At 66.5% G+C, this 26,949-nt stretch carries 26 protein-coding genes; 14 read left to right on the top strand and 12 right to left on the bottom strand.

Going from position 1 to position 26,949, the window contains the following annotated elements; translation table 11 throughout:
- Window positions 1–152: 152 nt before the first annotated feature.
- Window positions 153–1,697 (bottom strand): nitric oxide reductase transcriptional regulator NorR, encoded by a 1,545-nt coding sequence (norR, locus tag C4S71_RS12160; protein ID WP_103969291.1) that lies wholly within the window; start codon window positions 1,695–1,697, stop codon window positions 153–155.
- A 151-nt stretch (window positions 1,698–1,848) separates the two neighbouring features.
- Here norR and ytfE point away from each other — a divergent pair, with 151 nt between their 5' ends.
- Window positions 1,849–2,505: an iron-sulfur cluster repair protein YtfE gene (ytfE, locus tag C4S71_RS12155; protein ID WP_010626212.1), complete on the top strand. Its 657-nt coding sequence runs from the start codon at window positions 1,849–1,851 to the stop codon at window positions 2,503–2,505.
- A 65-nt stretch (window positions 2,506–2,570) separates the two neighbouring features.
- Here the strand turns inward: ytfE and hemN are convergent, their stop codons facing one another.
- Together hemN and C4S71_RS12145 are read right to left on the bottom strand one after the other, a co-directional pair.
- Entirely contained in the window at window positions 2,571–3,956 is a 1,386-nt protein-coding gene (gene hemN / locus C4S71_RS12150) for an oxygen-independent coproporphyrinogen III oxidase (protein WP_103969290.1), read from the bottom strand.
- Window positions 3,957–4,026: 70 nt separating this feature from the next.
- Complete coding sequence (locus tag C4S71_RS12145) at window positions 4,027–5,244, bottom strand: NnrS family protein (protein WP_255408529.1); 1,218 nt, start codon at window positions 5,242–5,244, stop codon at window positions 4,027–4,029.
- A 64-nt stretch (window positions 5,245–5,308) separates the two neighbouring features.
- On the opposite strand from C4S71_RS12145, the gene C4S71_RS12140 reads away from it, so the two are divergent.
- The 12 genes from C4S71_RS12140 (at window position 5,309) to C4S71_RS12085 (ending at window position 16,293) form a co-directional block, all read left to right on the top strand.
- Window positions 5,309–5,704, top strand: coding sequence for a YbaN family protein (locus C4S71_RS12140; protein ID WP_086510587.1), 396 nt, complete (start codon window positions 5,309–5,311; stop codon window positions 5,702–5,704).
- 66 nt (window positions 5,705–5,770) lie between these two features.
- Window positions 5,771–6,217 carry an Rrf2 family transcriptional regulator gene (locus tag C4S71_RS12135; protein WP_086510588.1) on the top strand — a complete coding sequence of 149 codons (447 nt, stop codon included), beginning with the start codon at window positions 5,771–5,773 and terminating at the stop codon, window positions 6,215–6,217.
- A gap of 97 nt (window positions 6,218–6,314) precedes the next feature.
- Window positions 6,315–6,626, top strand: coding sequence for a c-type cytochrome (locus C4S71_RS12130; protein WP_086510589.1), 312 nt, complete (start codon window positions 6,315–6,317; stop codon window positions 6,624–6,626).
- Window positions 6,627–6,910: 284 nt separating this feature from the next.
- Window positions 6,911–9,052 carry a transcriptional regulator NosR gene (gene nosR / locus C4S71_RS12125; protein ID WP_103969288.1) on the top strand — a complete coding sequence of 714 codons (2,142 nt, stop codon included), beginning with the start codon at window positions 6,911–6,913 and terminating at the stop codon, window positions 9,050–9,052.
- Window positions 9,053–9,055: 3 nt separating this feature from the next.
- Entirely contained in the window at window positions 9,056–10,951 is a 1,896-nt protein-coding gene (gene nosZ, locus C4S71_RS12120) for a TAT-dependent nitrous-oxide reductase (protein WP_103969287.1), read from the top strand.
- A 57-nt stretch (window positions 10,952–11,008) separates the two neighbouring features.
- Window positions 11,009–12,316, top strand: a complete 1,308-nt coding sequence (locus C4S71_RS12115; RefSeq protein WP_235014351.1) for a nitrous oxide reductase family maturation protein NosD — start codon at window positions 11,009–11,011, stop codon at window positions 12,314–12,316.
- Complete coding sequence (locus tag C4S71_RS12110) at window positions 12,313–13,260, top strand: ABC transporter ATP-binding protein (protein WP_103969286.1); 948 nt, start codon at window positions 12,313–12,315, stop codon at window positions 13,258–13,260. The genes C4S71_RS12115 and C4S71_RS12110 overlap by 4 nt, the downstream gene beginning before the upstream one ends.
- Window positions 13,257–14,081 carry an ABC transporter permease gene (locus C4S71_RS12105; RefSeq protein ID WP_103969285.1) on the top strand — a complete coding sequence of 275 codons (825 nt, stop codon included), beginning with the start codon at window positions 13,257–13,259 and terminating at the stop codon, window positions 14,079–14,081. Before C4S71_RS12110 ends, C4S71_RS12105 begins: the two co-directional genes overlap by 4 nt.
- A 165-nt stretch (window positions 14,082–14,246) precedes the next feature.
- The gene (locus tag C4S71_RS12100; RefSeq protein WP_103969284.1) at window positions 14,247–14,843 is read left to right on the top strand and encodes a nitrous oxide reductase accessory protein NosL; all 597 of its coding nucleotides are present in this window, start codon (window positions 14,247–14,249) and stop codon (window positions 14,841–14,843) included.
- 28 nt (window positions 14,844–14,871) lie between these two features.
- Window positions 14,872–15,261: a c-type cytochrome gene (locus tag C4S71_RS12095; protein WP_160113382.1), complete on the top strand. Its 390-nt coding sequence runs from the start codon at window positions 14,872–14,874 to the stop codon at window positions 15,259–15,261.
- Between the two features lie 91 nt (window positions 15,262–15,352).
- Window positions 15,353–15,931, top strand: coding sequence for a hypothetical protein (locus C4S71_RS12090; RefSeq protein ID WP_103969282.1), 579 nt, complete (start codon window positions 15,353–15,355; stop codon window positions 15,929–15,931).
- On the top strand, window positions 15,931–16,293 hold the full coding sequence (locus C4S71_RS12085) for a DUF6164 family protein (RefSeq protein ID WP_103969281.1): 363 nt from the start codon (window positions 15,931–15,933) through the stop codon (window positions 16,291–16,293). Before C4S71_RS12090 ends, C4S71_RS12085 begins: the two co-directional genes overlap by 1 nt.
- A 70-nt stretch (window positions 16,294–16,363) precedes the next feature.
- Here the strand turns inward: C4S71_RS12085 and C4S71_RS12080 are convergent, their stop codons facing one another.
- The 9 genes from C4S71_RS12080 to C4S71_RS12040 form a co-directional block, all read right to left on the bottom strand.
- Complete coding sequence (locus C4S71_RS12080) at window positions 16,364–16,912, bottom strand: hypothetical protein (RefSeq protein WP_103969280.1); 549 nt, start codon at window positions 16,910–16,912, stop codon at window positions 16,364–16,366.
- A gap of 31 nt (window positions 16,913–16,943) precedes the next feature.
- Window positions 16,944–17,330, bottom strand: coding sequence for a cupredoxin domain-containing protein (locus tag C4S71_RS12075; protein ID WP_103969279.1), 387 nt, complete (start codon window positions 17,328–17,330; stop codon window positions 16,944–16,946).
- 19 nt (window positions 17,331–17,349) lie between these two features.
- Window positions 17,350–18,984: a NapC/NirT family cytochrome c gene (locus tag C4S71_RS12070; RefSeq protein WP_103969278.1), complete on the bottom strand. Its 1,635-nt coding sequence runs from the start codon at window positions 18,982–18,984 to the stop codon at window positions 17,350–17,352.
- Between the two features lie 195 nt (window positions 18,985–19,179).
- Complete coding sequence (locus tag C4S71_RS12065; protein ID WP_103969277.1) at window positions 19,180–20,796, bottom strand: nitrite reductase; 1,617 nt, start codon at window positions 20,794–20,796, stop codon at window positions 19,180–19,182.
- Between the two features lie 256 nt (window positions 20,797–21,052).
- Entirely contained in the window at window positions 21,053–21,817 is a 765-nt protein-coding gene (locus C4S71_RS12060; RefSeq protein WP_160113381.1) for a Crp/Fnr family transcriptional regulator, read from the bottom strand.
- Between the two features lie 30 nt (window positions 21,818–21,847).
- Entirely contained in the window at window positions 21,848–22,741 is an 894-nt protein-coding gene (gene ccmI / locus C4S71_RS12055; protein ID WP_103969276.1) for a c-type cytochrome biogenesis protein CcmI, read from the bottom strand.
- A gap of 14 nt (window positions 22,742–22,755) precedes the next feature.
- Window positions 22,756–23,229 (bottom strand): cytochrome c-type biogenesis protein, encoded by a 474-nt coding sequence (locus tag C4S71_RS12050; protein WP_086510602.1) that lies wholly within the window; start codon window positions 23,227–23,229, stop codon window positions 22,756–22,758.
- The gene (locus C4S71_RS12045; protein ID WP_103969275.1) at window positions 23,226–23,801 is read right to left on the bottom strand and encodes a DsbE family thiol:disulfide interchange protein; all 576 of its coding nucleotides are present in this window, start codon (window positions 23,799–23,801) and stop codon (window positions 23,226–23,228) included. The genes C4S71_RS12050 and C4S71_RS12045 overlap by 4 nt, the downstream gene beginning before the upstream one ends.
- Window positions 23,801–25,804, bottom strand: coding sequence for a heme lyase CcmF/NrfE family subunit (locus C4S71_RS12040; protein WP_103969274.1), 2,004 nt, complete (start codon window positions 25,802–25,804; stop codon window positions 23,801–23,803). Before C4S71_RS12040 ends, C4S71_RS12045 begins: the two co-directional genes overlap by 1 nt.
- Before the next feature lie 400 nt (window positions 25,805–26,204).
- Between C4S71_RS12040 and C4S71_RS12035 the strand changes: the two genes are divergently transcribed.
- Window positions 26,205–26,726, top strand: coding sequence for a peptidylprolyl isomerase (locus tag C4S71_RS12035; protein WP_086510618.1), 522 nt, complete (start codon window positions 26,205–26,207; stop codon window positions 26,724–26,726).
- The last annotated feature ends 223 nt before the right edge of the window (window positions 26,727–26,949 follow it).

The raw sequence follows: 26,949 nt of genomic DNA, 5'->3' as shown, positions 1-26,949 counted from the left end.
ATCCTAAGCTCGACGCCGCCTGCCTGCACTGATATGCGTCAAGCCTGTACCAATGCCCCGACCGGGGCCTTGGCTACCATATATAGCCGACCCCGACCGATCAAGCACCAGATATGGACTTTATTTTAAACGCTGGGGCTTGCAATTCGTAACTATTTGATCCCCAAGCGGCGCGCCAACTTGTGCAGATTGCTGGGGTCCACGGCGAGGCGGCGGGCGGCATTCGCCCAGTTGCCGTCGCACGCCGCCAGGGCCTGGCGAATCGCCCATCGCTGGGTGTCTTCGACCTGACGGCGTAGCGGTTCGATGTCGTGCGTCGCCAACGCCTGGGTATCGGGTGCGCGGGAATCGGCTTTCAACGGTGCGCCCTTCAACGTTTCGCCATGAGACAGGTCGAGCCACTCGGGCTGAAGGGTGACGATGTCATCGCGCCGGGCGCCGTGGCCCAGCGCCTTGATCGCCGCCCGGCTGATCACGTGTTCCAGCTCGCGCACGTTGCCCGGCCAGCGGTAGCCCAGCAGCGCCGTCTCGGCCGTCGGTGCCAGGCGCAGGCTGCGCACGCCGAGTCGGGCGCGGTTGATCTCGAGGAAGTGTCCGGCCAGCACCAGCACGTCGCTGCCGCGCTCACGCAGCGGCGGAATGGCGACGGGATAGACCGACAGCCGATGGTAGAGATCGGCGCGGAACAGGCCGTCGCGCACACCGTCGGCCAGTTGGCGGTTGGTGGCGGCGATGATGCGCACGTCGACCCGGCGCGGGGTGTCCTCGCCCAGGCGCTGCACCTCGCCGTTGTGCAGCGCACGCAGCAGCTTGGCCTGGATCGCCAGCGGCAGCTCGCCCACCTCGTCGAGGAACAGCGTGCCGCCGTCGGCGGCCTCGAAGCGCCCCGCCCGATCCGCCGTGGCGCCGGAGAAGGCCCCCTTGACGTGACCGAACAGCTCGCTCTCGGCCAGGGTCTCGGGCAGCGCCGCGCAGTTGACCTGCACCAGCGGCTGATCGCGCCGCGGCGAGCGCTGGTGCAGGCGCCGGGCGAACAGCTCCTTGCCCACCCCGGTCTCGCCCATCAGCAGTACCGGCAGGTCCGATTCCGCCACCACGTCGAGCTCGTGCAGCAGGCGCTGCAGTTCGGCGCTGTGGCCGAGGATCTCGCCGCCTTCGCCCGACTCGACATGGGCGATGCTGCCATGGCCCGCCATGCGCAGCGCACGCACCTCCTGTTCCAGGCGCGAGACGCGCACTGCAGCCTCCACCAGCAGCGCATAGCGCTCCAGCGCCGTACAGGCGGTCTCGTCGAAGGTACCCGCCACCAGCGCATCCAGGGTCAGCACGCCCCACGGCTCGCCCTCCACGTGCAGGCTGATGCCCATGCAGTCGTGCACGTGCAGCGGCTCCCCCGGCTGCTGTTCGACCAGGCCGTCGTAGGGGTCGGGCAGGCTGGAGTCCGGTGGGAACAGGGTCGAGCGCCGACTGGTGAGGATGGCGGCCAGGCGCGGATGGCGCGCCACCTCGAAGCGCCGCCCCAGTGCCTCGCGCACCAGCCCCTCAACCGCCACCGGCGCCAGCACGTCCTGCTGAAGCTGCAGCAGGCACACCGCACCGCAGCGAAAGCCTTCGCGCAGGGTGCGGACCAGGCGCTGCAGACGCACGGCGCTGGGCAGATCGGCGGTCAGGTCGGCCAGCAGGGAATCATCGAGCATGGTTAATAATACCTCTAAGGGTAAATTAAACCCTATCACGATGAGGTAAATTTAACCATCCTCACCACATGCCATTGAAAAACAAACAATAAAAACATGGCACGCCGCTTGCTCTGTACAGATGGCATCCCCAATTGCAGAGGAACGTCACATGAACCTGTCCGATCAGACCGTTGGCCGTATCGCCCTGTCGCTGCCCGGCGCGACCCGCATCTTTCATACCTACAACATCGACTTCTGCTGCGGCGGGCGTATCAGCCTGCGCCAGGCCGCCGAGCGCGCCGGCCTGCATGTCGACAAGCTGGTTGCCGAACTCGAGGCGCTGCCGGCCGCCAGCAGCGAGCAGCGCGACTGGCGTGAGGCCAGCAACGACGAGCTGATCGAGCACATCCTGACCCGCTACCACGACGTGCACCGTCAGCAGCTGCCCGAGCTGATCCGCATGGCACGGCGGGTGGAACAGGTTCACGGCGACCGCGAGAGCTGCCCCAACGGGCTGGCCGACCTGCTGATGGACATTCACCAGGAGATGGAAAGCCACATGCAGAAGGAGGAGCAGATCCTGTTTCCCATGCTGCGCAGCGGCCTGGGCGCCCAGGCCCAGGGGCCGATCGCGGTGATGCGCCACGAGCACGACGACCACGGCGAGAACCTGGAGCAGGTGATGCTGCTCACCGACGACATCACCCCACCCAAGGGCGCCTGCACCACTTGGCGCGCCCTCTACACTGGCCTGCGTGAGTTCCGCGAGGACCTGATGGAGCACATTCATCTGGAGAACAATCTGCTGTTCGAGCGGGCCGGCTGAGGAAGTACACCCGCCGAAACGCAAACGGCGCCCCGCGGGGCGCCGTTTGCGTTTCGGTGGGTGTCTTAGACGGTGCGCGAGAAGCGCCCTTCATTGGGCTTCAGGTAGGCGTCGAAGGCCATGGCCATGTTGCGCATCATCAGGCGGCCGGCGGGCAGCACTTCGATGGCGTCGGCGCCTATGGTCAGCAGACCGTCAGCCTGCATCTCCTCGAGCTGGGCGAGAGCCTCGGCGAAGTAGTCGCGAAAGACGATGTCGTGGCGCGCCTCGATATTGGCGAAGTCAATGCGCCCGTGGCACATCAGGGCGTTGATCACGTCGCGGCGCAGGCGGTCGTCGTCGTTGAGCCGATAGCCGCGCATCACCGGCAGGCGCCCCTCCTCCAGGCGCGCCTGGTACTGGGCGGTCTCCTTGACGTTCTGGCTGTAGCTGTCGCCGACCTTGCCGATGGAGGTGATGCCCAGGCCGATCATGTCGCAGTCGGCGTGGGTGGAGTAGCCCTGGAAGTTGCGCTGCAGGGTGCCGTTCTCCCTGGCCAGGGTCAGCTCGTCGTCGGGCAGGGCGAAGTGATCCATGCCGATGTAGACGTAGCCGGCGGCGGTGAGGCGGCGAATGGTGAGCTCGAGAAGCTCCAGCTTGCGCTCCGGCGGCGGCATGTCCTCGGGGCGGATCAGCCGCTGGGCCTTGAACAGCTCGGGCAGGTGGGCGTAGCTGTAGCTGGCGATGCGGTCGGGGCGCAGGGCAATGATCTTGTCGAGGGTGGCGTCGAAACTCGCCACCGTCTGCAGCGGCAGGCCGTAGATCAGGTCCACGCTGACCGACTGGAAGCCGGCCTCGCGAGCGGCGGCCACCAGCTCGACCACCTGCTCCTCGCTCTGCAGGCGGTTGACCGCCTTCTGCACGTTGGTGTCGAAATCCTGCACGCCGAAGCTCAGGCGGTTGAAGCCCAGGTCGTGCAGCTCATGGATCTGCGCCGGCGTGACCGTGCGCGGATCCACCTCCAGCGAGAACTCGCGCTCCTCCACCGGGGCGAAATGGAACGCCTCGTCGAGGGCCGCCATCAGCTCGCCGAGCTGGGCGTTGCTCAGGTAGGTGGGCGTGCCGCCGCCCAGATGCAGCTGGGTCATGCGCCGGGTCTCGTCGAACAGCGCGCCCTGCACGCCGATCTCCTGCTTCAGCCAGCTCAGATACTCCGCCGCCCGCTCGGTGTTGTGGGTGATGATCTTGTTGCAGGCGCAGTAGTAGCACAGGCTCTTGCAGAACGGGATGTGCACGTAGACCGACAGCGGCTTGGGCGAGGCGACGCGGTTGCTGCGCTCGGCGGCGGCGCGGTAGTCGTCCTCGGCGAAGGCCGCATGGAACTGGGGCGCCGTCGGGTAGGAGGTATAGCGGGGCCCTGGGCGGTCGTACTTCTCCACCAGGGGGCGATTGAACAGCAGCTCGTCTTGCATGATCGACTTCGACCTCTTGAAACCTCGGCATGGGGCTCGCCATGCCCAATGCCAGTGAGTATGACATCGGCTATCGCCAGCGTCTCGGCAGCTCGCCCCTCTCTTGTCCCGAGTCAAGTTTGCTTATCTCAGGCGACGGCAACCGGCGAATCCACACCCGCAGCCGCCAGGCCACCAGCAGCCAGCCCAGGCTCCAGGCCAGCGCCGAGGCCCACAGCAGCAGCAGCCAGGCAGTGCCGGCTTCGATCGCCCACAGGCGAAGGACCGCCGCCGTAGCGAACAACCCGGCCAGCGGCAGCAGCGCTCGCTCCCACTCCGGGCGACCTTTGGCACGCAGAATCACGTGGCGCAGCATGATGGCGCTGGCCAGGCTGCCCAGCGCTCCCACGGTGAAGGCATGCAAGGCGGTGCTGGCATGCTGCGGCGCCCACCAGCTGCGCGCCAGCAGCACCAAACCGATGGCCAACCAGGCATAGCCCAGCATCAGTACCTGCAGGTCCGGCCGCTCGCGGCAGTCAAGCGGCCGCCAGTGCCAGATGCGGGTCAGCACCAACAGGCCCGCCGCCAACACCAGCAAGGCCGCCAGCGGGCGCAGCAGATCGAGCAGCATGACAAAGGGCGCCAGCCCCAGCAGTACGATCAGCGCGGCTTCCAGGCGCGGCTGCACGCCCACCCCGGCCTGGCGAAACTCTCGCGTAAAGTAGCCGTTGACGGCCGGAACGATGACGCGACCGCCCATGAAGGTCATCAGCAGCACCAGCCACAGCACGCTCTGATGCATCAGCGGCGCCGTGGTCGGCATGTCGTCGAGATAACGCCAGGTCAGGGTCACTACCGCCAGCAGGCAGATCATGCCCAGCAACGGCGAGAGCAGCCGGTTGCGCCACTTCTTGGCGGCAATGAAGCGCGGCACCAGGCGCCCGGCCACCCACAGCGCGAAGGCGCCATCGGCCAGCGAGGCCACCACCGCGCCTGGCCAGGTCAGCACGCCCACTCGTCCCAGCAGCCAGAGTGCCACCAGTACGGCCAGCTGGCGGCGTGGCACCGGCCCCAGCAGGTAGCCGGCGATCACCGCCAGGGCGAAGCCGAACAGCATCTCGCGCGCATGCGCCGCCGGTGTTGCCAGTTGCACCACCGCCCAGCCGTGATAGAGCGCCAGCAGCGAGAGCGGCACCATCAGGGCGGCATGCAAGGCCGCCAAAGGGAACAGCCAGCGCCAAGCCGGAAGACGCGACTCCCCCGCTTGGGGGCCTGGGGCGAACGTAGACTTGGCAAAGTTTTTAAACATGTATATAAAATACTACTTAGAGTGAGCGCGCGAAACTGCGCCGCGGAAAATTCGCGAGGGTGAGATGAGAGAGTCCGCGCTACGCCTCGGCTGGCGAATGCTGGCCTACGGTGCCATCGGCCTGGGGACCGCCGGGCTGGTGGTGCCGCTGTTGCCGACCACCCCCTTCCTGCTGGTGGCCGCCTGGGCGGCGCCCAAGGGCTCGCCGCGCCTGGCACGCTGGCTATGGCATCATCCTCGACTGGGCCCGCCGCTGCGGGCCTGGCACGAACAACGGGCCATTCCCAGAAGAACGAAGCCCGTCGCCATCGCTCTGCTTGCTCTGAGTTGGCTGGTACTATGGCTCGGCGGTGCACCCGGTTTCGTGCTGGGAACGACAGCGGCGATTTTCGGCTGTGTGGCCACCTTCATAGTGACGCGACCCGATGCCACAGCCCTGCCCAACGCGAGCCAACAATGAAGCAATGTTATGATGAGAAGATGTTAGCGCACCTCAATTGACGCCCATCAAGACAGGCCGAACTTCATGCATCTGACCCGTTACACCGACTATGCGCTGCGCGTTCTGCTCTACCTCGCCGTCAAAGGGGAAGAGCGAGCCACCATCCACGAGATCGCAGAGAGTTTCGGCGTTTCGCGCAACCATCTGATGAAGGTGGTTCAGGATCTCAGTCATCGCGGCTACATCACCACCATTCGCGGCAAGAACGGCGGCCTGCTGCTCAATCGCCCCCCGGAGGAGATTACTTTGGGCGGGGTGGTACGCGACACCGAACACGAGCTCGGCCTGGTGGAGTGCTTCCGCGATCACAACGAGTGCATCATCACGCCGGCCTGCCGGCTCAAGCCTATTCTCAATGAGGCGATGGGCGCTTTCATGGAAGTTCTGGACCGTTACACCCTTGCCGACATGCTCGGCAGGCGGCAGCCCCAACTCGCTCGCTTGATGCAGATCCCGACAGGCACTGCATAGATATGCCAAAATCCGCTTTGGCTGCAAATCGAGGCCAGCCACCGAGTGGAAGTAAAAACGACTGGCTTCACCGTGAATCAAGCATAAGGAGAAACCCATGAAGAAACTTACCGCCGCCCTGCTTGCCGGCTCTGCCGCCCTGGCCTTCGCCACCGCAGCCCAGGCCGAGCCCGATGGCGAGGCGATCTACAACCAGGCGTGCATGGCGTGCCACATGACCGGCGCCGCCGGCGCTCCTATCAAGGGCGACGAAGCCGCCTGGGCCGAGCGCCTCGAGCAAGGCATGGACACCCTGTATGCCCACTCCATCGATGGTATCGGCGCCATGCCGCCAAAGGGTGGTCACGCCAACCTGAGCGACGAGGAAGTGAAGGCCGCCGTCGACTTCATGCTCGAGCCGGTGCTCTAACTCTCTTCGCGACTCGCGACCAGCGGTGGCCTGCCCACCATCCAGCGGGGCGCTAGCGCCCCGCTGCGCCCTCCTCCTTCAGCGCATCGCGCGCCTCCAAGACACGTAACCCTTTGGGATTACTCCCTCCGGCTTGACCTGGGCCACACCGGGCATGACCCAAGTCAATTAAGACCAAGCGGTCAACTGGCATGATGGGCAACAACACATAAGCAACATTTCAAATGCATGTTCTTGGCAACTCCCTTCCCTGGCCTCGAACACGCACTTGATAAGGAAGGCCCATGTCCATCCGGCACCGCCCGTTCCTCTCCCTGGCCCTCGCCTGTGCCTTCGGCTTGTCGATGCTGCTCGGCACGTCCGCGCAGGCCTTCGAGCTGTCCCAGGTGAAGGCGGGTTTCCCCAGCGCCACGCGACTGGCGGAAGTGGAGGGCGAGCATGCCGCCAAGGCGGTCTACGCCGGCGAGACCCTGCTCGGCTACGCCTTCGAGACCGATGATATTGCGCCGATTCCGGCCTACTCCGGCAAACCGATCAACATGCTGGTGGGCATCGACCTGGAGGCCCGCATCACCCAGGCCACCATTCTCGGCCACGAAGAGCCGATCATGCTGGTGGGCATCCCCGAGCAGCGCCTGGTCGACTATGCCGACGCCCACGTTCCCCATTACGTCAGCGAGCGGCTGCGCGTCGGTGAAAACCTGGACGCCATCTCCGGCGCCACGGTCACCGTGATCGTGCTCACCGAGACGGTGATGCGTTCCGCCCGGCGGGTGGCCGCCGAGCAGGGGCTGATCGACGATCCGCTGGCCACGCCACCAGCCGAGGTGCGCTACGACGTGTTCGAGCCGGCCGACTGGGAAACCCTGGTGGGCGACGGCACCATTCGCCGCCTGCACCTGACCCACGGCGAGATCGACGCGGCCTTCGTCGGCACCGCGGCCGAGGAGTACGCCAGCGGTGCGGCCCCCGACAGCACCTTCATCGACCTCTACGTGACCTATCTCAACGCCCCCACCGCCGGCCGCAACCTGCTCGGTGACGTGGTCTACGAGCAGCTGATGGAGCGCCTGGAAGAGGGCGAGCACGCCATCGGCGTGATGGCCAGTGGCGACTATTCCTTCAAGGGCTCGGGCTATGTGCGCGGCGGCATCTTCGATCGCGTCGAGGCGGCCCAGGGCAACACCAACATCGCCTTCCAGGACCGCGACCACCGTCGCATCGTGCGCCTGGCCATCGACGGCGCGCCCAGGCTGACCGAGCGCGACATCTTCATCGTGCGCAACGAGGCCGAGTTCGACCCCGGCGAGCCCTGGGAGCTGGGCCTGCTGGTGCGCCGGGCCGCCGGCCCGCTGGAAACCGAGTTCGTGCGCTTCAACGCCCACTACAGCATTCCCGAGCGTTTCATCGAGCGCTTCGAGCCCCCGGTGGAGGAAGCGCTGTGGGTCCAGGTGTGGCGTGACCGTACCTTCCAGATCGTGGTACTCGGCGCAGGCCTCGCCGTGCTGACGGCGATCATGCTGTTCCAGGACGTGCTGGTGCGCTATCCGCGCGTGCTGGCCCCGCTGCGCGTCGGCTTCCTGATCTACACCGTGACGTTCATCGGCTGGTACTCCCTGGCCCAGCTCTCGGTGGTCAACATCCTCACCTTCGTGCACTCGCTGATGGGCGGCTTCAGCTGGGAGTCGTTCCTGATCGACCCGATGATGTTCATCCTCTGGTCGTTCGTCGCCGTCACGCTGCTGATGTGGGGCCGCGGCGTGTTCTGCGGCTGGCTGTGCCCTTTCGGCGCCATGCAGGAGCTGATCAACAAGGCTGCGCGCCGGCTCAAGGTGCCTCAGTTCGAGCTGCCCTTCGCCGTGCACGAGCGGCTGTGGGCGCTGAAGTACATCATCCTGCTGGCGCTGTTCGCCGTCTCGCTGCACTCGCTGGGTCAGGCCGAGCGCTACGCCGAGGTGGAGCCGTTCAAGACCGCCGTGACCATGCGCTTCCAGCGCGAGTGGGCCTTCCTGGCCTATGCCCTTGGCCTGCTCGCCGTCTCGGCCTTCACCCACAAGGCCTACTGCCGCTACATCTGCCCGCTGGGCGCGGGGCTCGCGATTCCCGCCCGCCTGCGCCTGTTCGACTGGCTCAAGCGCCATCGCGGCAGCTGCGGCACCCCCTGTCAGATCTGCGCCAACGAGTGCGAAGTGGCCGCCATCCATCCCGACGGCCGCATCAATGCCAACGAGTGTCACTACTGCCTGGACTGCCAGGTGACCTACCACGACGACCGGCGCTGTCCGCCGATGGTCAAGCGCCGCAAACGCTTCGAGAAGGCCGCTCGCGCCTCCTCCAAGGGCGGTGCCGTTGAATCCTTCCCGGCCGATGCTGCGCAGGGCAGCCAGGCCAAACTGCAGCGCATTCCCACTCTTCAGGAGGAGTGAACCATGAGCGACAAGAACGACCACATCAAGGACCTCAGCCGCCGGCACTTCCTGCGCAACAGCGCAGTGACCGGTGTGGCCGGGGCCAGCCTGGCGGGCGGTTTCGGCGCCGGTGCCCTGGTACGCAGTCGTCCCGCCGAGGCGGCGACCAACAACGAACACCACGTGGAGCCGGGTGAGCTGGACGAATACTACGGCTTCTGGAGCGGCGGTCACTCCGGTGAGGTGCGCATCCTCGGCGTGCCCTCCATGCGCGAACTGCTGCGCATCCCGGTATTCAACGTCGACAGCGCCACCGGCTGGGGCATCACCAACGAGTCCAAGCGCGTGCTGGGGCCCAACGCCCCGCTCAACGGCGACACCCACCACCCCAAGGTGAGCTACACCGACGCCCGCTACGACGGCCGCTGGTGCTTCATCAACGACAAGCTGAACACTCGGGTAGCGCGTATCCGTCTGGACATCATGCGTGCCGACAAGATTCTCACCATTCCCAACGTGCAGTCGATCCACGGCCTCACCCTGCAGCGCGTGCCGAGTACCGAGCGGGTCTTCGCGGCAGGCGAGATGATCGTGCCGCTGAACAACAACGGCGAATACCTGGACGATCCGTCCGAATACTGGACCATGATGACGTGTATCGATGCCGAGACCATGGAGTTCAAGTGGCAGGCGATCGTCGACGGTAACCTGGACAACTGCGATACCGACTACACCGGCCGCTTCGTCGCCGCTTCCTGCTACAACTCGGCGCGCGGCATGACCCTGCCGGAAATGATGGGCCCGGAGCGCGACTGGACGGTGATCTTCGACGTCCCCGCCATCGAAGCGGCCGTTGCCGCCGGCAACTACACCACCATCGGCGACTCCCCGGTACCGGTGGTCGACGCCCGCGAGCAGGCCCACGAGGGCCGTAACGCCTTCGCCCTCTATGTGCCGACCCCGCGCAGCCCCCACGGCGTCAACACCGCGCCGCCGGAAGGCAAGTACTGCGTGGTCAGCGGCAAGCTGTCGCCGACCTGTACCGTGATCGAGTGGTCCCGCGTGGCCGAGTGGTTCGACGGCGGCCTGTCCGACCCGCGCAACGTCGTGGTGGCCGAGCCGGAAGTGGGCCTGGGGCCGCTGCACACCACCTACGACGACCGCGGCAACGCCTACACCTCGCTGTTCCTCGACAGCCAGGTGGTGAAGTGGAACATCGAGGACGCCATTCGCGCCTACAACGGCGAGGAGGTGAACTACATTCGCGACCGCATCGACGTGCACTACAACATTGGCCACCTCAAGGCCTCGCTGGCCTGTAGCCGCGACGTCGACGGCAAGTATCTCACCGCGCTGTGCAAGTTCTCCAAGGACCGTTTCCTGCCGGTAGGCCCGATGCATGCCGAGAACGATCAGCTGATCGACATCACCGGCGAGCAGATGAAGCTGGTGCACGACGGCCCGACCTACGCCGAGCCCCACGATGCGCTGATGATCCGTGCCGACCAGCTCAATCCGTCGCAGGTCTACACCCGCGACGATCCCTACTTCGCCGAGACCGTGGCCATGGCCCGGGCCGATGGCGTCACGCTGGAGACGGACAACAAGGTCATCCGCGACGGCAACAAGGTGCGCGTCTACATGACCTCCGTGGCGCCGAGCTTCGGCACCACCGAGTTCCGCGTGAAGCAGGGCGACGAAGTCACTATCGTGGTCACCAACATGGACACCATCGAAGACGTCAGCCACGGCTTCGCCCTGGTCAACCACGGCATAAACTTCGAGATCCACCCGCAGCAGACCTCGTCGGTGACCTTCGTGGCCGACAAGCCCGGGGTCCACTGGTACTACTGCAGCTGGTTCTGCCACGCCCTGCACATGGAGATGTCAGGTCGCATGCTCGTAGAACCCGCGTGACGTGGTAACCCGGCCGGCCCTGCGGGGCCGGCCACTGTCCTACTCGAGGTGACCGTGGTGCGACACTTTCTTCTTTCTCTACTGGGTGGCTGCGGCCTACTGCTGACGGCGACCTTCGCCTTCGGCGAGCTGCGCATCGCGCCCGGCGACGGTCCTCTCCAGCTTCATATCGATGCCGCCGCCCCCGGCAGCGAGCTGATCCTCGCCGAAGGGCTGTACAGCGGCAGCATCCTGATCGACAAGCCGCTGACCCTGCGCGGCGAGCCCGGCGCCATTCTCGACGGCGAGGGCAACGGCGACGTGATTCGCGTGACCTCCCCGGACGTGCACATCGAGGGCCTGACCCTGCGCAACTCTGGCTTCAACCTGACCGATATGAACGCCGGCATTCATGCCGAGCGCGAGGCCCACCGCATCCACGTCGAGGACAACGTGCTGGAGAACGTGGCCTTCGGCCTCTGGCTGTGGCACCTGGAAGCGCCCAGCGTGATCGGCAATCGTATCGCCGGCAATACCGCCGTGCGCTCGCAGGATCGTGGCGACGCCATCCGGCTCTACAACATCACCGGCGGTACCATCGCCGACAACGACGTGCGCGACAGCCGCGACGCCATCTACGTCGATACCAGTCGCGACCTGACCTTTCGCAATAACCGCCTGCGCGACTCGCGCTTCGGCATCCATTACATGTTCACCCACGGCGGCAAGATCGTGGGCAACCATACCAGCGGCACCCGCGCCGGCTATGCGCTGATGATGTCCCGCGACCTGCAGGTGGTGAACAACCGCTCCGAGCGCGACATGAACTACGGCATCCTGATGAACTACGTCAACTACAGCACCATCGCCGACAACGACATCCGCGGCATCACCGCCTGGCACGGCCCCGGCGGCAGCGAGCACGGCGTGACCCTGGGCGCCGAAGGCAAGGCGCTGTTCATCTACAACTCCCAGAGCAACGAGATTCGCGGCAATCGCCTGGCCGACAGCGAGCTGGGCATTCATCTCACCGCCGGCTCGGAGAACAACCGGCTCTACGACAACGCCTTCATCAACAACCGTCAGCAGGTGATGTACGTGGCCACGCGCAGCCAGGAGTGGTCCCGCGACGGCCGCGGCAACTACTGGAGCGACTACCTGGGCTGGGACCTCGACGGCGACGGCGTCGGCGATACCCCCTACGAGCCCAACGACGCCGTGGACCGCCTGCTGTGGCGCCACCCCGAGGCGCGCCTGCTGCTGCACAGTCCCGCGGTGGTGGCCCTGCGCTGGGTGCAGCGCCAGTTCCCGATCTTCCGCGCCCAGGGCGTGCGTGACAGCGCGCCGCTGATGCAAGCCCCCGACTCTGGAGAGGCCCACTCATGAATCCGGTCATCGAATGCCACGGGCTGACCAAGCGCCATGGCGAGCTCACCCGCCTCGACAGCCTCGATCTCACCGTCCAGGAGGGCGAGGTGCTGGCCCTGCTGGGCCACAACGGCGCCGGCAAGACCACCACCATGAAGCTGATCCTGGGCCTGATCTCGCCCAGCGCCGGCACGCTCGAGGTGCTCGGCGGCGCCCCCGACGGCGCGCATGCCGAAATCCTGCGCCGCCATCTGGGCTATCTGCCGGAGAACGTCAGCTTCTACGAGCAGCTCAGCGGTCGTGAAGTGCTCGATTACTTCGCCCGGCTCAAGCGGATCGATCGTCGCCAGGTCGACGTGCTGCTCGAAAAGGTCGGCCTTGACCACGCGGCCAAGCGTCGGGTCAAGACCTACTCCAAGGGCATGCGTCAGCGTCTCGGGCTGGCCCAGGCGCTGCTCGGCGAGCCACGCCTGTTGCTGCTCGACGAGCCCACCACCGGGCTCGACCCCGCCGCCACCCGCGACTTCTACGAAACCGTGCGCGAGCTGCGCGAGCGCGGCTGCACCGTGCTGCTTTCCTCCCACGTGCTGCCGGGGGTGGAGCCCTACATCGACCGCGCGCTGATCCTCGGCGCCGGCCGGCGCCTGGCGCTGGGCAGCCTCGAGGAGCTGCGTCGTGAAGCCTCGCTGCCGCTGACCATTCGCGCCAAGGGCCGCTGGCCGGGGATCGACTGGTCCGCCGGCTGGGACGATACGCGCATCGCCCCGCGCTATCTCAACGGCTCGGCGCTGGAACTCGGCGTGCACCCCTCGGCCAAGATGAGCGCCTTGCGCCGGCTGACCGGCACGCCGGGGGTCGAGGACATCGACGTGCTGCCGCCGACGCTGGAGCACTTGTACGCTCACTTCTCGGCGCCCGTCGCCGCGGCTTCGTCCACCTCCGATCAGCGAGGCACGCCATGAACACCACCTTTATCGTCGCCCGCAAGGAGTTCCAGGACGGCCTGCGCAATCGCTGGGTGCTGGCCATCGCGCTGATCCTGGCCGCACTCGCCGTCGGCATCGCCTGGTTCGGCGCCGCCGCCAGCGGCGGCATGGGCTTCACGTCGCTGGCCACCACCGTGGTCAGCCTGTCGACCCTGGCGGTGTTCCTGATCCCGCTGATCGCCCTGCTGCTGGCCTACGACGCGGTGGTCGGCGAGCAGGAATCCGGCACCCTGCTGCTGCTGCTGACTTATCCGCTCAGCCGCACCTCGCTGCTGCTGGGCAAGTTCCTCGGTCACGGGCTGATCCTGGGCGCCGCCACGGCGCTGGGCTTCGGCATTGCCGGGGTGGTGATCGCCTTCGCCGCCGACGGCGTGGCGCTCGGCGATCTTATCGCCAGCCTCGGCCTGTTGATCCTCAGCAGCGTGCTGCTGGGCTGGGTGTTCATCGCCTTCGCCTACCTGATCAGCGTGTGGGTCACCGAGAAGGCGCGCGCCGCCGGGCTGGCGCTGGGCGTGTGGTTCCTGTTCGTGCTGGTGTTCGATCTCGGCCTGCTGGCGCTGCTGGTGAGCGTGCAGAGCGGCGGCGACTGGCTGCCGTGGCTGCTGCTGCTCAACCCCACCGACGGCTTCCGTCTGATCAACATGGTCGGCTTCGAATCCGCCCAGGCCTATACCGGGGTGACCGCCATTGCCCAGAACACCGCCTTCCATGCTGGCTGGCTGCTGCTGATCCTGGTCGGCTGGATCGTGGCTCCGCTGGGACTGGCCATCCTGCGCTTTCGCCACCATTCCGCCTGACCCATGACTAGGCTGTGTCTGAAAAGTCGTCGAGCGAAGGTCAGACAAGGCAAAAATCAGCGAAAAGACGGAGTTTACGAGGTGTAAATGAGTACTTTGAGCTGATTTTTAACGCCGTATGGCCAAGCGCAGGCAGTTTTCAGACATAGCCTTCGGAGAACGACCATGACACACACCACCCTCGCCGCCCTGACCCTCGCCGTGTTGCTGGCCGGCTGCAGCGGCAGCGAAGACAAGCCCCTTGCCGCAGCCCAGCCGATCACCGATGGCGACAGCTGCCACGTCTGCGGCATGCTGATCGGTGAGCTGCCCGGGCCCAAGGGCCAGGCCTACCTGAATCGCGACGATGCGGTACGCAAGTTCTGCTCCACCACCGACATGTTCGCTTTCCTGCTGCAGCCCGAGAACGAGAATCGGCTGAGCCATGCCTGGGTCCACGACGTGGCCGTGACCCCCTGGAGCCGGCCGGCCGACGATGCCTTCATTCTGGCCAGCGAAGCCTGGTACGTGGCGGGCCACGACCAGCGCGGCGCCATGGGCCATACACTGGCATCCTTCAGGGAGCGCCATCATGCCGAGGCCTTCAGCGAGACCCACGGCGGCAAGGTGTTGGCCTTCGGCGATATCGACCTGGAGCTGCTGACCGAGCTCGCGCGGGCGGATGCCAGCATGCAGCACAACGGCGGCATGCCCGGTCACGCAGGCCATGGCAACGAAGTGAACGACCACGCCGGTCATGGTGGCGCCATGCACGGCCACTGATACGCACCCACTGCAGGGGGGCCAGCCCATGGTCATGAAGCTCACCTCGCTTGCCATCGCCACCCTGCTGATATCGCTGAGCCAGGCCGCCTGGTCCGGCGATGCCACCTCCCCACCGCTGGTCGGCGACGCGCAGCGCGGCGCCGACATGGCCAAGCTGTGCACCAGTTGCCACGGTCATCAGGGGCGCAGCGTGACCTCCCGCTACCCGAGCATCGCCGGCATGGGCGAAGCGCGTTTCATCGCCGGTATGCAGGCGCTGCGGGCCGGCGAGCGCGGCCACCTCATGGCCAGCATGACCCGCGGCCTCAGCGATCAGGACATTGCCGACCTGGCGGCCTACTATTCACAGTTTGAACCCCAGCCACAGCTGGAACCGCGCGCCGAGGACACCAACGCCGACGCAAGCGCACCGTGAGGCCACTCCTTGCCGCAACCGAGACCTGACGGGGTCGGCGCGGCGCGCTGCGAGTGCTACCATCCCAGGCCTGTCGATCAGGAACACGAACATGACCCGATCCCTTCGGCCACGCGCCGCCCGGCGGCTGCTCGCCGGCCTGGTGCCTACGGCCCTGCTGGCGGCCTTTCCCTTTGCCAACGTGGCGCTGGCCACCAACTACAACGTGAGCGACGTCGAAGCCCACGGCCACTGGCACTCGGTGGTCCTGTCGCTGGGCGAGGAGCGCCACTTCCGCGCCCTGGAGCAGCACAGCTACAGCGACTCCATCCTCAGCGTGAACTACACTCCCGGCGTGTGCGACCTGCCGTGGCTGGAAGTGCGCGTCGAACTCGAGGAGCTCCAGTCGGAGAGCCGCGTGGCCAACCTGGTGCCCGGCGACCTGCGGGTCGACTACGCCACCATCCACAGCGGTGCCGCGGAGTTCATCACCCAGCGCGGCGACCGCGGCTTCTACGTCAACTTCTATCTCGACGAGCTGGACCTGCTGATCGACGAGATGCGCGAGGGCGAAACCCTGCGGCTGCGCTTCGACCGCGGCGACGAGAACTACTGGTTCATGAGCTTCGATCTGGCCGGCGCCGGCGACGCCATCGCCCGCGCCGAGCGGCTGTGCGAGGCGGCCGGCTGATGGCGACGCTGCTGTTCCGGCTGGCCAACGTCTCCGAGGAGGAAGCCTGGGAGGTACGCCGGCTGCTCGACGAACACGGCTTCGACACCTACGAGACCCACGCCGGCTTCTGGCGCCTGGGGGTCGATGCCATCTGGCTGCGCGACGACACCCAGCTGGAAGCGGCGCGGAAAGTGCTCGCCCGCTACCAGGCCGAGCGGCAGGAGCGGGTGCAGCAGGAACATGCCGAGCGGGTCGAGCGCGGCCAGGCGCCCACGCTGTGGCAGCGCTTGCGCCATCACCCCCTGCAGATGCTGCTGGTGGTGTGCGCCGTGGCGGCGATATTGGCGCTGACTTTAGTGCCCTTCCTGGGCCTCATCTAGGCTCTGCCTGAAAACTGCCTGACACGACAGCCGCCGCCCGCGGGCAGCGGCTTACCTTTGCCGGCTCATCTCACCGCAGCAGCCGGGTATCCAGATACTCCACCGACAGATAGTCGTCGAAGCGCCACAGCCGGACCAACCGCCCCCGCTCATTGTGTGCGCTCTCGCCCCCGCCCCAGATCGTCAGGCCGTTGGGCTCTTCCGGCATGTCACCCTTGAGCTGCTCGAACCACCACTCGGTCATCTCCTCTCCCCAGGGCTGGCCGTGCTGCGAGATCAGCTGCTCCTTGACCACCGCGTGATCCGCCACGTTGGGGTGAAAGGCCACCACCAGGGCCAGCCGGTCGCTGCCGGCCGGGAAGACGTAGCGCAGATCGGTCACCGGCTCGCCCTCCGCCTGCCGCTCGACGTCGATGAGCAGGTCGTCATCCTCGGTCTGGTGCCGCTCGATGTTGGCGACCTCGTCGCTCTCGAGCCGCGCCAGCACCTCTTGCGAGGTCATGCCGAACTCGGCGCTACGATAGCCCGTGATCTCTTCCGCCGCGGCACCGGCGACGGTCAGCGTCAGCGCCGTGAGCAGCCCGCCGAACAGCGCTGCGGGTCGAGTGATCATTGCCATGCGAACTCCTCTTGGGCCGAAACGCCCATCATCAGTTGTCTAGCTCGGCAGCCACGACGCGAATCACGCCGACCATGCCGCGGTTGTGATGCGGCTGGCAGTAGTACTCGTAGGTGCCCTCTTCATCGAAGGTCCGCTCCCAGCTCTCCTCGGGGAAGAGGCGCCCGGAGGCGATCTCTTCGTCGGGGAAATAGATGTCGTGGTTGGAGCGGCGCTCGGCGTTGACCCAGCGCACCGTGGTGCCGACGGTCACTTCCAGCGCTTCGGGCTGGAAGCGGTTGCTGACCATTTCGACCTCGACGATAGCTACTTCGGCTGCGCTCGTGGCCTGCTCGTTCTCGTCGGCCTGGGCCGCCCCGCCGATCAGCAGGGCGGCCAGCAGGCCCAGGGTGGTCAGAAGCCGCTCGTGCATTTTCATTGCGCCTTCCTCCTTCGCATCACCGTGCGATACGCGTGGCGTTGATCTCCACCATGTCCTCTTCGAAGTCGCCGGGTATCTCGGCGTCGAAGGCCAGGCCGTACTGCCAGGAGACGTGGTGGAAGCGGGAGGCGGCATAGTCGTCGTGCAGCGCCACGTTGAAGCTGTACTTGCGGTCGGTGGCGAGCGGCTTGTCGCCCTCTACCCCGGTGCGCAGCGCCCGGGTCAGGTAGGCGGTCCATACGCCATTCTCCTCCGTCGCCGTCATGACCACCGCCTCGCTCTCGGAGAGATGCCGCTGCTCGAGGATGTAGCCACTCTCGGTGAGCTCGGCACCGCTCTTGTAGCGCGCGATATCGAGATAGACGCCACCACCCAGCAGTTCGGCGATCTCGGCCTCGTCCTTGAGCTTGTCCCAGCCCCCGCGAGGCGCTCCGCGGCGACCGCGAATCTCGATCTCGCTGCGGCTCTCGCTCAGGTACTTGGTCACGCCGTTCATCATGTCGAGGCGTTCGGCCAGCTCGCTCTGGGCCAGCGCTTCCGCTTCCGGGGCATCGGGCATGTAGGTGGAGTCGTGGTGACAGCTGGCCCAGCAGCCGCCACGGTCGGCCATGTCCACCCGCTCGTCGGCGAAGCTGACGGTGAGCTTCATGGGGTTGTCCGGGTCCATGCGGCCGCCGTCGACGAAGGGCAGCGGCGCGTGCTCGCCGGCTTCCCACTGGAAGCGCATGAACAGGTAGTCGTCATCGAAGGAGGCCTGCACGGTCATCGGGATGTGGCCGCGCTTGTCGCCGAGATCATAGGTCTCGATCTTCTCGGCGCTGGTGGCCAGCGCACCGATCTGCGCCTCTTCGCCGGCATGGCACCACACGCAGCGGTCGCCGAAGCTGAAGGCACGACCGCCGCCGTGGGCACTTCCGTCCTGAATCCACTCGATGGACGCCTGGCCGGGCAGGAACAGGGTCACGTCCAGCGCCGGTACGTCGGACCAGTCCAGCGTCGAGGCGATGTCGCCCTCGGCCGCCACGGCCTCGCCCAGATCCTCGGCTTCCAGCGGCATGGCCGGCTCGCCGCGCTCCGGCAGATCGGTGACGGGCTCGTCATGCTCGAAGCGATAGGCCCACACCGGGGACTCGTCCCAGTCTTCGGGAAGCTCATGGGCGATACCCTGGTGGCATTCGATGCAGGTCTGGCCCTGCTCGAAGGCGCGCGCATGCTCGCGGGCGGCGCGCGGCGCCTGCTGTTCGAGGTCCATGGCCGACCAGTCGTGGCAGTTGCGGCACTCACGCGAGTCGGTGCGCAGCATGGAGCGCCACACATTCTCGGCCAGCTGCAGCCGCTTGCCTTCGAACTTCTCCTTGGTATTGATGGTGCCCAGCATCCAGTGCCACACCTCGCGGCTGGCCTCGATCTTGCGCACCATCTTCGGTCCCCAGGAGTCCGGCACGTGACAATCCGAGCAGGTGGCCCCGACCCCGGTGGCGTTCTGGTAGTGGGGCCGGTCCAGGTACTCCTCATGCACCCAGCTCATCTCGTGGCACGCCGTGCTGCAGAACTTCATGCTGTTGGTGGCTTCCATCACGGTGTTGAAACCGCCCCAGAACAGGATGCCGGCAACAAAGAACACCACGGCGGCACCCAACGATGCCCCCATGATGGTGATCCTGCGCCAGTTTCGTAGACGCTCCCCCATGATCTCGCTCTCCCCAAAATGTCGTGCCACGAGTCGTGCTTGTTGCTTATGCCTGCCTCCCGGTGGTGCCTGGGCTGTCGGCTTCTTCTGCAGGCGCTTCGCGCGAAGCGACTGAAGAAGAAGCCGGAGCGCCGCGGGGCGCTCCGGCCGGCGGACTTAGCCGCGCTCGTACTTCTTCAGACGGTTGTAGACGTTGAACTTGCCGGTCGGCGTGTTCAGGTTCTCGATGACTTCCTTGACCTCGAGGGTCGCGTCGTCGAAGACCACGATGGCGCCATCGTCCTGGTGGCCACGGCCGCGGGCCCAGATGGAGACCCACACCTCGGTGCCGGACTGGTCGTACTCCATGTGCACGGCCACCGCATCATGCTCGGCGGGACGGTCGGCAACGTGGATCGGGGTCAGCTCGCGGGTCTCCTTGTTCATGACCATGACCCACTGGTTGACGTCGGCCTCCGGGTGCATGGCCTGATCGATCCAGACGTGCGGAGAGTTCGGGTGGCTACGCAGGAAGAGACCCGGGCCGTCGGTCTCGACGGTGCCGCAGATCTCCCAGGCATGCTCCGGATGGCCCTCGGGATCGGTGCCCCAGAAGGTCACCAGGCCCTCACCCAGGTGGGTGGTACCGGCCACCGGACCACACTCCGGGTCGATCCAGTTGGCACCCGGACCCGGGTGCGGGATCTGGCCGGTGTTGAGCAGGCCGACGAGCTTGCGCTCCACGGTATCGACGAAGGCCATCTTGTGGCTGAAGTTCGCCGCGATCATGAAGTAGCGACCGGTGGAGTCGAAGAAGCCGTCGTGCAGATACTCGGCAGACGCGATGTGGTCGATGCGCAGGTTGTCGATATCGCTGTAGTCGACCTGCCAGACCTGCCCGGTCTCCTTGACGTTGACCAGGAAGGAGGGCGCATGAGGCGTATCGTAGAGCGCCGCCACGCGGGCTTCGTGGACGTAGTTGCCCTCGGTGTCGTAGCCGCGGGTGGAGACGACCTTGAGCGGCTCCATGGTGTCGGCGTCGGCGATCACGAAGTGCGGGGGCCAGTAGCCGCCGCCGATGACGTACTTGTCCGCCCACTCGCCGTAATGGGACACCGCCACGTCGCGGGCGTCGATGCCGATGAACACCTCGGCGGTCGCCTGAGGCGGATCCATCCACAGGTCGATCTTGGTCAGACGGCCGTCACGGCCCTGGACGTACCAGAAGCGGCCGTCGGAGCTCGACTTGGCCACGTGCACGGCATAGCCGGTCTCGGCCTCGGTGATCAGCTCCTTGGTGTCGCCGTCGATGATGCCCATGGCGCCACGGTCACGCAGGATGGTGACCATGAAGTTTTCCCAGTTGCGGTCGTGCTGGGGCGAGTCCGGCCACTCTTCCTGAGGCACCAGGATGCGCCAGGTCTCGCGGATGTCGGCCAGCGACATCTCCGGCGGCTCTTCCGGGGTCTGCTGGATGTACTTGGAGATCAGGGTGATCTCCTCTTCGTCCAGGATGCCGTCGAAGTTGTTCATGCCGCCTTCAGTACCCAGCGCGATGATGCTCTCCAGGCGGCGCTGCCCCATCTCCTGAGTATTTTGCGGCAGCAGGTTGGGGCCGGTGGCGCCCTTACGCAGGGTGCCGTGACAGCCGGCGCAGCGCTGGAAGTAGATGGCGCTGGCGCGCTCCATTTCCTCGGCCGTCATTTCCGGGGCCGCGGCCTGGGCGGTACCCATCATCGCGGCCAATGGAAAGCTCAGGGCAAAGATCCCCTTGGTCAATGCTCTCTTGTGCATATCGTGCCTCGCTTGGTTTTCCCCTTCGGGTAGTGGCTGGCGGGTGTCCGGCATGACCTTTTCTTCTCTACGCTCGGCGACCATGCGCTTCAGCCACCCCCCACCTGCCGCCATTAGTAGCAGCTTTGACTTTTGGCTCACTTGACCACTGTCAATTGATGCATTCTGGAGTTGACTTATGTCAGAAGAGAGACGAAATAACCTCCGCCAGACATGCAACGGCCCGCTGTGCGGGCCGTGTAGAAGGGTGGGTGCGTCAGCGACAGGGGCGCATCGCAGCCGCCCGGGGGGCATCCAGGGCGGCACAGGGCAACGGTGAGAGCGGTTCCTCTTCGTCGGTGTTGGCGAAGCGCCGCAGGGCGGCGATGTCCTCGACGTGCACGCAGTTGCGCTCGCAGCTCACCCCGACCTCCTTGAGCCGGGCCATGGCCCGCGAGAAGCTCTCCGGCTTCATGCCCAGCCGGCCGGCGATGAGCAGCTTGTCGCAGGGCAGGCAGACGGTGGCCCGGTTGGTCTCGCAGGGACACAGGGAGACGATGAAGGCCGCCAGGCGCTGGTAGGTCGGCTGGTTGGTCAACTGGTCGAGCTGCCGCACCAGATAGCGCAGCATGCCCGTCAGGTTGGCCAGCAGGTTGAGCGTCAGGCCGTGGTTGCGCTCCAGCGTGGTCAGGAAGTGATCGGCGGTGAACACCAGCAGCCGGGCGTCCTCGGCGACGGCGGCGTTGACCGGGAACCCCAGGCGGTCGAACATCGCCGCCTCGGCAAAGGACTCGCCGCGGGTGAACAGCCCCACCATGCACTCGTTGCCGTCGGGGCTCTCGCGGAACAGCTTCACCCAGCCGCTCAGCACCACGTAGAAGCGGTCCGCCGGCTCGCCGGCGCTGAACAGCAGGGTGCCGCGGCGATAGCTGCGCTCCAGGGCGCCGTCGGTGAGCAGCGCCAGGGTCTCGTCCTCGAGCCCCGAGAACAGCGGTACCTGCCTGACGGCCTGCAGGGCCTCACGACTCAGCGGCGATTTCATCGGTTTCTCCTTCATCATGGCAACTCCGGTTCAGCCTTCCGTGGTGGCCTGCGCCACCTGGGCCAGGTTGCCGCGTATCACCTCGGCTTCCGGCGAGTCCGGCGGCAGCCGGCCGAGCAGCCGCTCCCAGTAGCCGCGGGCGCTCGCCATTTCGCCTTCCAGGTAGGCCCACGACCCGGCCAGCCACAGCCCCTGGGCATGATGGGGGTCGATCTCCAGGGCCTGCTCGATCAGCTGCAGAGGCTCGCCAGCCAGGCTGCCCTGACGCTCGGCCATGACGTCGGCATAGCGCGTGAGCAGGTCGGGGTCGCGGTCGCCGCCGTGGGCCATGGCCTCGCGGAAGGCGCGTTCGGCGGCGTCCAGGTCGTCGAGGAATACCAGAGTGCGGCCCAGCAGCACCCAGCTCTCGACATCTTCCGGCGCCTGGGCCAGGCGGCCCTGGAGCTGCTGCGCCATCAGCTGGAACTGTCTTCGCAGCTCGGCCTCGGTGGCTGCGGTCGGCTCGGCAACCGCCATCTCTCCGGCAGGCCGCTGAGTGGCGAACACCTCTTCGGCATGCCCCACCGCCAGGTAGATGCCGATCGCCATGAACGGCAGCACGGCAATGCTGACGATGGCGGCAGCGCCCACCGCACGCGCCCCACCGCGTCCTGCGTCCGCGGGTGTTTCGTCGGGCTCGATGGCACCGCTGTCGAGCAGCTCACGCTCCAGATCGGCCACGGCCGTGGCGTACTGGGCCTGGGTCAGGGTGCCCGCGGCCAGGTCCTGATCCAGCTCGCGAACCCGGTCGCGATGCACGCTGGCATTGATCGCCCGGCGCGACGGCAGCGTCTCTCGTCGTGGCTCGCGCAGCAGCGGGTAGAGCACGAACGCCAGCGCCAGGACGCAGAGCAGCAGGGCAAAGAGTAGAAACAGTCCGTTCATCACGTCCTCCGGGGTCAGGCGTCGTGGCGCAGCCGTTCGAGCACGGCGCGCTCCTGCTCGGTGAAATCGGGGCGCTCGGCCATGCCTCGCCGCCCGACGACGATGCGCCACCACACCAGAGCGCCACCGAACATGAGCAGGAAGGGGCTCGCCCACAGCAGCCAGGTGTTGGCCTGCAGCGGCGGCCGGTAGCGCACGTAATCGCCATAGCGCTGCACCATGAACTCGATGATGGCATCGGCGTCGTGGCCGGCCAGGGTCATGTCGTAGACCCGCCGGCGCATGTCGGCGGCCAGCTCGGCGTTGGATTCGTGAATGGTCTCGCTCTGGCACACCGTGCAGCGCAGCTCGCGCACCAGGGTGTCGTACTGGCGCTTCTGGGCCTCGTTGTCGAATTCGACCGGCTGGCCGATGGCCAGCGCCATGGCTAGCCCCGCCGCCAGCCACAGCGGCAGGCCCAGCAGGCTCAGGAACAGGGATCGCTTCATGATTGCGCCACCCCCCTCGCCTCGCGCAGCTTCTCCGCTCTCAGTTGCTCCGCTCTCAGCTTCTCGACCAGCGGCAGCACCTCATCGAGCAGCAGCTGCCGGGAGAGCGGACCGATGCGCTTGTAGCGAATCACCCCTTCGGCATCGAGCACGTAGGTTTCCGGCGTGGCGTAGACGCCCCAGTCGATGCCGGCATCGCCGCGGGGGTCATAGGCAATGGTGCGGTAGGGATTGCCGCTGACGCCGAGATAGCGCAGCGCCGCATCCCGCTCGTCGCGGTAGTTGAAGGCGTGAATGGGAATGCCTCCGGCAGCCAGCTCCATCAGCAGCGGCTTCTCGGAGCGGCAGGTGCTGCACCAGGTGGCCCAGACGTTGACCAGCGCCACCTCGCCGATGAAGTCCTGCTCGGTGATCAGGCGCTCGGCGTCTTCCAGCGCTTCGAGAGCGAAGGCCGGCGCCGGTTTGCCTACCAGCGGCGAGGGCAGGTCGCGGGAGTTCATGCCCAGGCCGACGAACAGCAGGCCGAGCAGAGCCAGCGTGGCGAGCAGGGGCAGTAGCAAGCGTTGTTTCATCAGCCGGCCACCTCCTGCGGTCGTGCAGTGGCCGCTTCCGGCCGCCGCTGCGGCCTGACCACGCGGTTTCTGGTCAGGCGATAGCGCTTGTCGCAGGCCGCCAGCAGGCCGCCGAGCGAGAGCAGAATGGCGCCGGACCACATCCAGAACATGTAGGGCTTGTAGTAGAGCCGGAAGCTCCAGGCATCGCCCACCAGCCGCTCGCCCAGCGAGACGTAGACGTCACGGGTCGGCGCCCGATGCAGCGAGGCCTGATTCATGGGCATCTCGGCGTGAGTGTCGTAATAGCGGCGCTGGGGCAGCAGCGTGGCCACCAGCCGGCCGTTACGCTGCACCTCGACCACGGCCTGGTCCGCATCCCAGTTGGGGCCGCGCACGGTTTCCATGCGCAGCAGGGTGAAGTCGAAGCCCGCCGCCGACGCGCTCTGCCCCGGCTGCAGGCGCACGTCACGCTCGACCTCGTAGGTGTTGACCATGGCGATGGCCACCACGATCAGCGCTAGGCCGACATGGGCCAGGTGCATGCCCAGGAAGCTCGGCCGCATGACCTTGCGCAGCCGCGCGGCCAGAGGCTGGCGCGCCGAGCCCATGCGCTTGTGCATGTCCAGCAGCGCAGTGAGCACGATCCAGGTGGCCAGCATCAGCGACAGCGCCGTCATCGGGCGCCAGGCGCCCACGGTCAGCGGCCACAGCCCGCCGGCCACCACGCTGACCGCCAGCACCCAGCGCAGCTGGCGGAAGGTCTCGCCGGGACTGGCCTGCTTCCACATCACCGAGGGGCCGAGCCCCACCAGCAGCAGCAGCGGCAGCATCACCGGCGCGAATACCGCATCGAAGTAGGGCGAGCCCACCGAAATCTTGCCCAGGCCGAAGGCATCCAGCGCCAGCGGATAGAGGGTGCCGATGAAGACCGCGGTGCAGGCCACCGTCAGCAGCACGTTGTTGGCCAGCAGCAGGGATTCGCGGGAGTACCAGGCGAAGGCGCCGCCAAGGCCCACCCTGGGCGCCCGCCAGGCATAGACGGTCAGCGAGCCGAGCAGGGTGAGGGTGAGCATGCCCAGAATGAACACACCGCGCTCCGGGTCGGTGGCGAAGGCGTGCACCGAGGTGATGACTCCCGAGCGCACGATGAAGGCGCCGAGTATCGTCAGGGCGAAGGTGATGATCGCCAGCATCAGGGTCCAGACCTTGAAGCCACCGCGCTTCTCGGTCACCGCCAGGGAGTGGATCAGCGCCGTGGCGGTGAGCCAGGGCAGGAAGGAGGCGTTCTCCACCGGATCCCAGAACCACCAGCCGCCCCAGCCCAGCTCGTAGTAGGCCCACCAGGAGCCCACCGCGATGCCCAGCGTCAGGAACACCCAGGCCACCGTGGTCCAGGGTCGCGACCAGCGCGCCCAGGCGGCATCGAGGCGACCGCCGAGCAGGGCCGCCATGGCGAAGGCGAAGACCACCGCCATGCCCACGTAGCCCATGTAGAGCAGCGGCGGATGCAGGATCATGCCCGGATCCTGCAGCAGCGGGTTCATGCCGCGTCCATTCATGGGACCCGGTACGATGCGCTCGAAAGGATTGGAAGTGAAGATCGTGAAGGCGATGAAGCCGACACAGACCATGCCCAGCACCGCCAATACCCGCGCCAGCATCTCCCGGGGCAGCGACTGGCTGAAGTAGGCCACGGCGGCACCCCAGGCGCCCAGGGTGAAGACCCACAGCAGCAGCGAGCCCTCGTGACCGCCCCATACCGCGGTGACCTTGTAGATCAGCGGCTGGGTGAGGCTGGAGTGACTGGCCACATAGCGCACCGTGAAGTCGTCGACCACGAAGGCCCAGGTGAGCACCGCCAGCGAAAGCGAGAGGAAGACGAACTGGCCGGTGGCCAGGAAGCGCCCGGTGCGCATCAGCCGGGCGTTACCGAGCTGGGCGCCCACCAGCGGCAGCACGCTCTGAGCCAGCGCCAGGCACAGCGCCAGGATAAGGGCAAAATTTCCGAGTTCCGCCACCATGGGCCGGTACCTCCCGCTTTCCCCGGTGCCGAAGAGAAGCGCGGCGACCGGTCACTGACGACTAGGGTGGCCGAGGCGGACGATGAGAAGCTGCAAGCGGATGCGCCCCGGCCGGCATGAAAGGAATGGTCCGACCAATGGCGTTAAATATCCATACACAATACTTCTTTTCACGGTGGGGTTGTGATCCATGTCAAACAAACGGGCGCGGCCGGATGTCGCGCCCTACTTCGGGCGACGAAAGCCTGACAGCGGACACGTCTGGACGTAAGCTAGGCACAGCGTTTTTCCCCGCCTCACACTCACCGCAAACACTCATCTCAAACACTCATCACGAACAACAGGAGCTACCGTGCTGAAGCGAACTCTGATCACCCTGCTCGCCGCCGCCAGCCTGCCGCTGGCCGCCGCCCACGCCCAGGCGGCCGACGTCGTGCTGCACACCAACCACGGCCCCATCGGCATCGAGCTGTTCAAGGACCAGGCCCCCGAGAGCGTCGAGAACTTCCTCACCTACGTGCAGGATGGTCACTATGACGGCACCCTGTTCCATCGCGTGATCGATGGCTTCATGATCCAGGGCGGCGGCTTCGACCAGGACTTCCGCCAGAAGGCGACCCGCGACCCGATCGTCAACGAGGCCGACAACGGCCTGCGCAACGAGCGCGGCACCCTGGCCATGGCCCGCACCGGCGACCCGCACTCCGCCACCGCGCAGTTCTTCATCAACGTCAGCGACAACGCCTTCCTCAACCACCAGGGCACCCACTCCGGCCAGGCCTGGGGCTATGCGGTGTTCGGCCGCGTGGTGGAAGGCATGGACGTGGTCGATTCGATCAAGCGCGTGCCCACCGGCAGCCGCGGCCCGTTCCAGGACGTGCCGCGCGAGGCCGTGATCATCGAGCGCGCCGAAGTGCAGTAAACGAGCACCACCCAGACACGACGACGCCCGCCATCGGTCGATGGCGGGCGTCGTCGTATGGGCTTGGGTATTTTAGGGAAGCGCTGAACAAATCGACGAGCGGGATGAAGCGGCTAGGTTCGTTCCCTACGAACCAACGCACTTCCCACATCCCTGTGGGTCGCAAGGCGCACGGAGCACAGTACCGAGCGAAGCGACAAACAGCCGTAGGCTGGCCCCGAAG

This window comes from Billgrantia desiderata, assembly GCF_900108215.1.
Lineage (GTDB): Bacteria > Pseudomonadota > Gammaproteobacteria > Pseudomonadales > Halomonadaceae > Halomonas > Halomonas desiderata.
The sequence above is the reverse complement of the archived record's forward strand: the minus strand, read 5'-3'. Positions and strand labels throughout refer to the sequence as shown.

Bases quoted from the DNA above. Each gene is read 5' to 3' on its own strand.
- norR (WP_103969291.1), bottom strand. From the start codon at position 1,697: ATGCTCGATGATTCCCTGCTGGCCGACCTGACCGCCGATCTGCCCAGC.
- ytfE (WP_010626212.1), top strand. From the start codon at position 1,849: ATGAACCTGTCCGATCAGACCGTTGGCCGTATCGCCCTGTCGCTGCCC.
- hemN (WP_103969290.1), bottom strand. From the start codon at position 3,956: ATGCAAGACGAGCTGCTGTTCAATCGCCCCCTGGTGGAGAAGTACGAC.
- C4S71_RS12145 (WP_255408529.1), bottom strand. From the start codon at position 5,244: ATGTTTAAAAACTTTGCCAAGTCTACGTTCGCCCCAGGCCCCCAAGCG.
- C4S71_RS12140 (WP_086510587.1), top strand. From the start codon at position 5,309: ATGAGAGAGTCCGCGCTACGCCTCGGCTGGCGAATGCTGGCCTACGGT.
- C4S71_RS12135 (WP_086510588.1), top strand. From the start codon at position 5,771: ATGCATCTGACCCGTTACACCGACTATGCGCTGCGCGTTCTGCTCTAC.
- C4S71_RS12130 (WP_086510589.1), top strand. From the start codon at position 6,315: ATGAAGAAACTTACCGCCGCCCTGCTTGCCGGCTCTGCCGCCCTGGCC.
- nosR (WP_103969288.1), top strand. From the start codon at position 6,911: ATGTCCATCCGGCACCGCCCGTTCCTCTCCCTGGCCCTCGCCTGTGCC.
- nosZ (WP_103969287.1), top strand. From the start codon at position 9,056: ATGAGCGACAAGAACGACCACATCAAGGACCTCAGCCGCCGGCACTTC.
- C4S71_RS12110 (WP_103969286.1), top strand. From the start codon at position 12,313: ATGAATCCGGTCATCGAATGCCACGGGCTGACCAAGCGCCATGGCGAG.
- C4S71_RS12105 (WP_103969285.1), top strand. From the start codon at position 13,257: ATGAACACCACCTTTATCGTCGCCCGCAAGGAGTTCCAGGACGGCCTG.
- C4S71_RS12100 (WP_103969284.1), top strand. From the start codon at position 14,247: ATGACACACACCACCCTCGCCGCCCTGACCCTCGCCGTGTTGCTGGCC.
- C4S71_RS12095 (WP_160113382.1), top strand. From the start codon at position 14,872: ATGGTCATGAAGCTCACCTCGCTTGCCATCGCCACCCTGCTGATATCG.
- C4S71_RS12090 (WP_103969282.1), top strand. From the start codon at position 15,353: ATGACCCGATCCCTTCGGCCACGCGCCGCCCGGCGGCTGCTCGCCGGC.
- C4S71_RS12085 (WP_103969281.1), top strand. From the start codon at position 15,931: ATGGCGACGCTGCTGTTCCGGCTGGCCAACGTCTCCGAGGAGGAAGCC.
- C4S71_RS12080 (WP_103969280.1), bottom strand. From the start codon at position 16,912: ATGGCAATGATCACTCGACCCGCAGCGCTGTTCGGCGGGCTGCTCACG.
- C4S71_RS12075 (WP_103969279.1), bottom strand. From the start codon at position 17,330: ATGAAAATGCACGAGCGGCTTCTGACCACCCTGGGCCTGCTGGCCGCC.
- C4S71_RS12070 (WP_103969278.1), bottom strand. From the start codon at position 18,984: ATGGGGGCATCGTTGGGTGCCGCCGTGGTGTTCTTTGTTGCCGGCATC.
- C4S71_RS12065 (WP_103969277.1), bottom strand. From the start codon at position 20,796: ATGCACAAGAGAGCATTGACCAAGGGGATCTTTGCCCTGAGCTTTCCA.
- C4S71_RS12060 (WP_160113381.1), bottom strand. From the start codon at position 21,817: ATGAAATCGCCGCTGAGTCGTGAGGCCCTGCAGGCCGTCAGGCAGGTA.
- ccmI (WP_103969276.1), bottom strand. From the start codon at position 22,741: ATGAACGGACTGTTTCTACTCTTTGCCCTGCTGCTCTGCGTCCTGGCG.
- C4S71_RS12050 (WP_086510602.1), bottom strand. From the start codon at position 23,229: ATGAAGCGATCCCTGTTCCTGAGCCTGCTGGGCCTGCCGCTGTGGCTG.
- C4S71_RS12045 (WP_103969275.1), bottom strand. From the start codon at position 23,801: ATGAAACAACGCTTGCTACTGCCCCTGCTCGCCACGCTGGCTCTGCTC.
- C4S71_RS12040 (WP_103969274.1), bottom strand. From the start codon at position 25,804: ATGGTGGCGGAACTCGGAAATTTTGCCCTTATCCTGGCGCTGTGCCTG.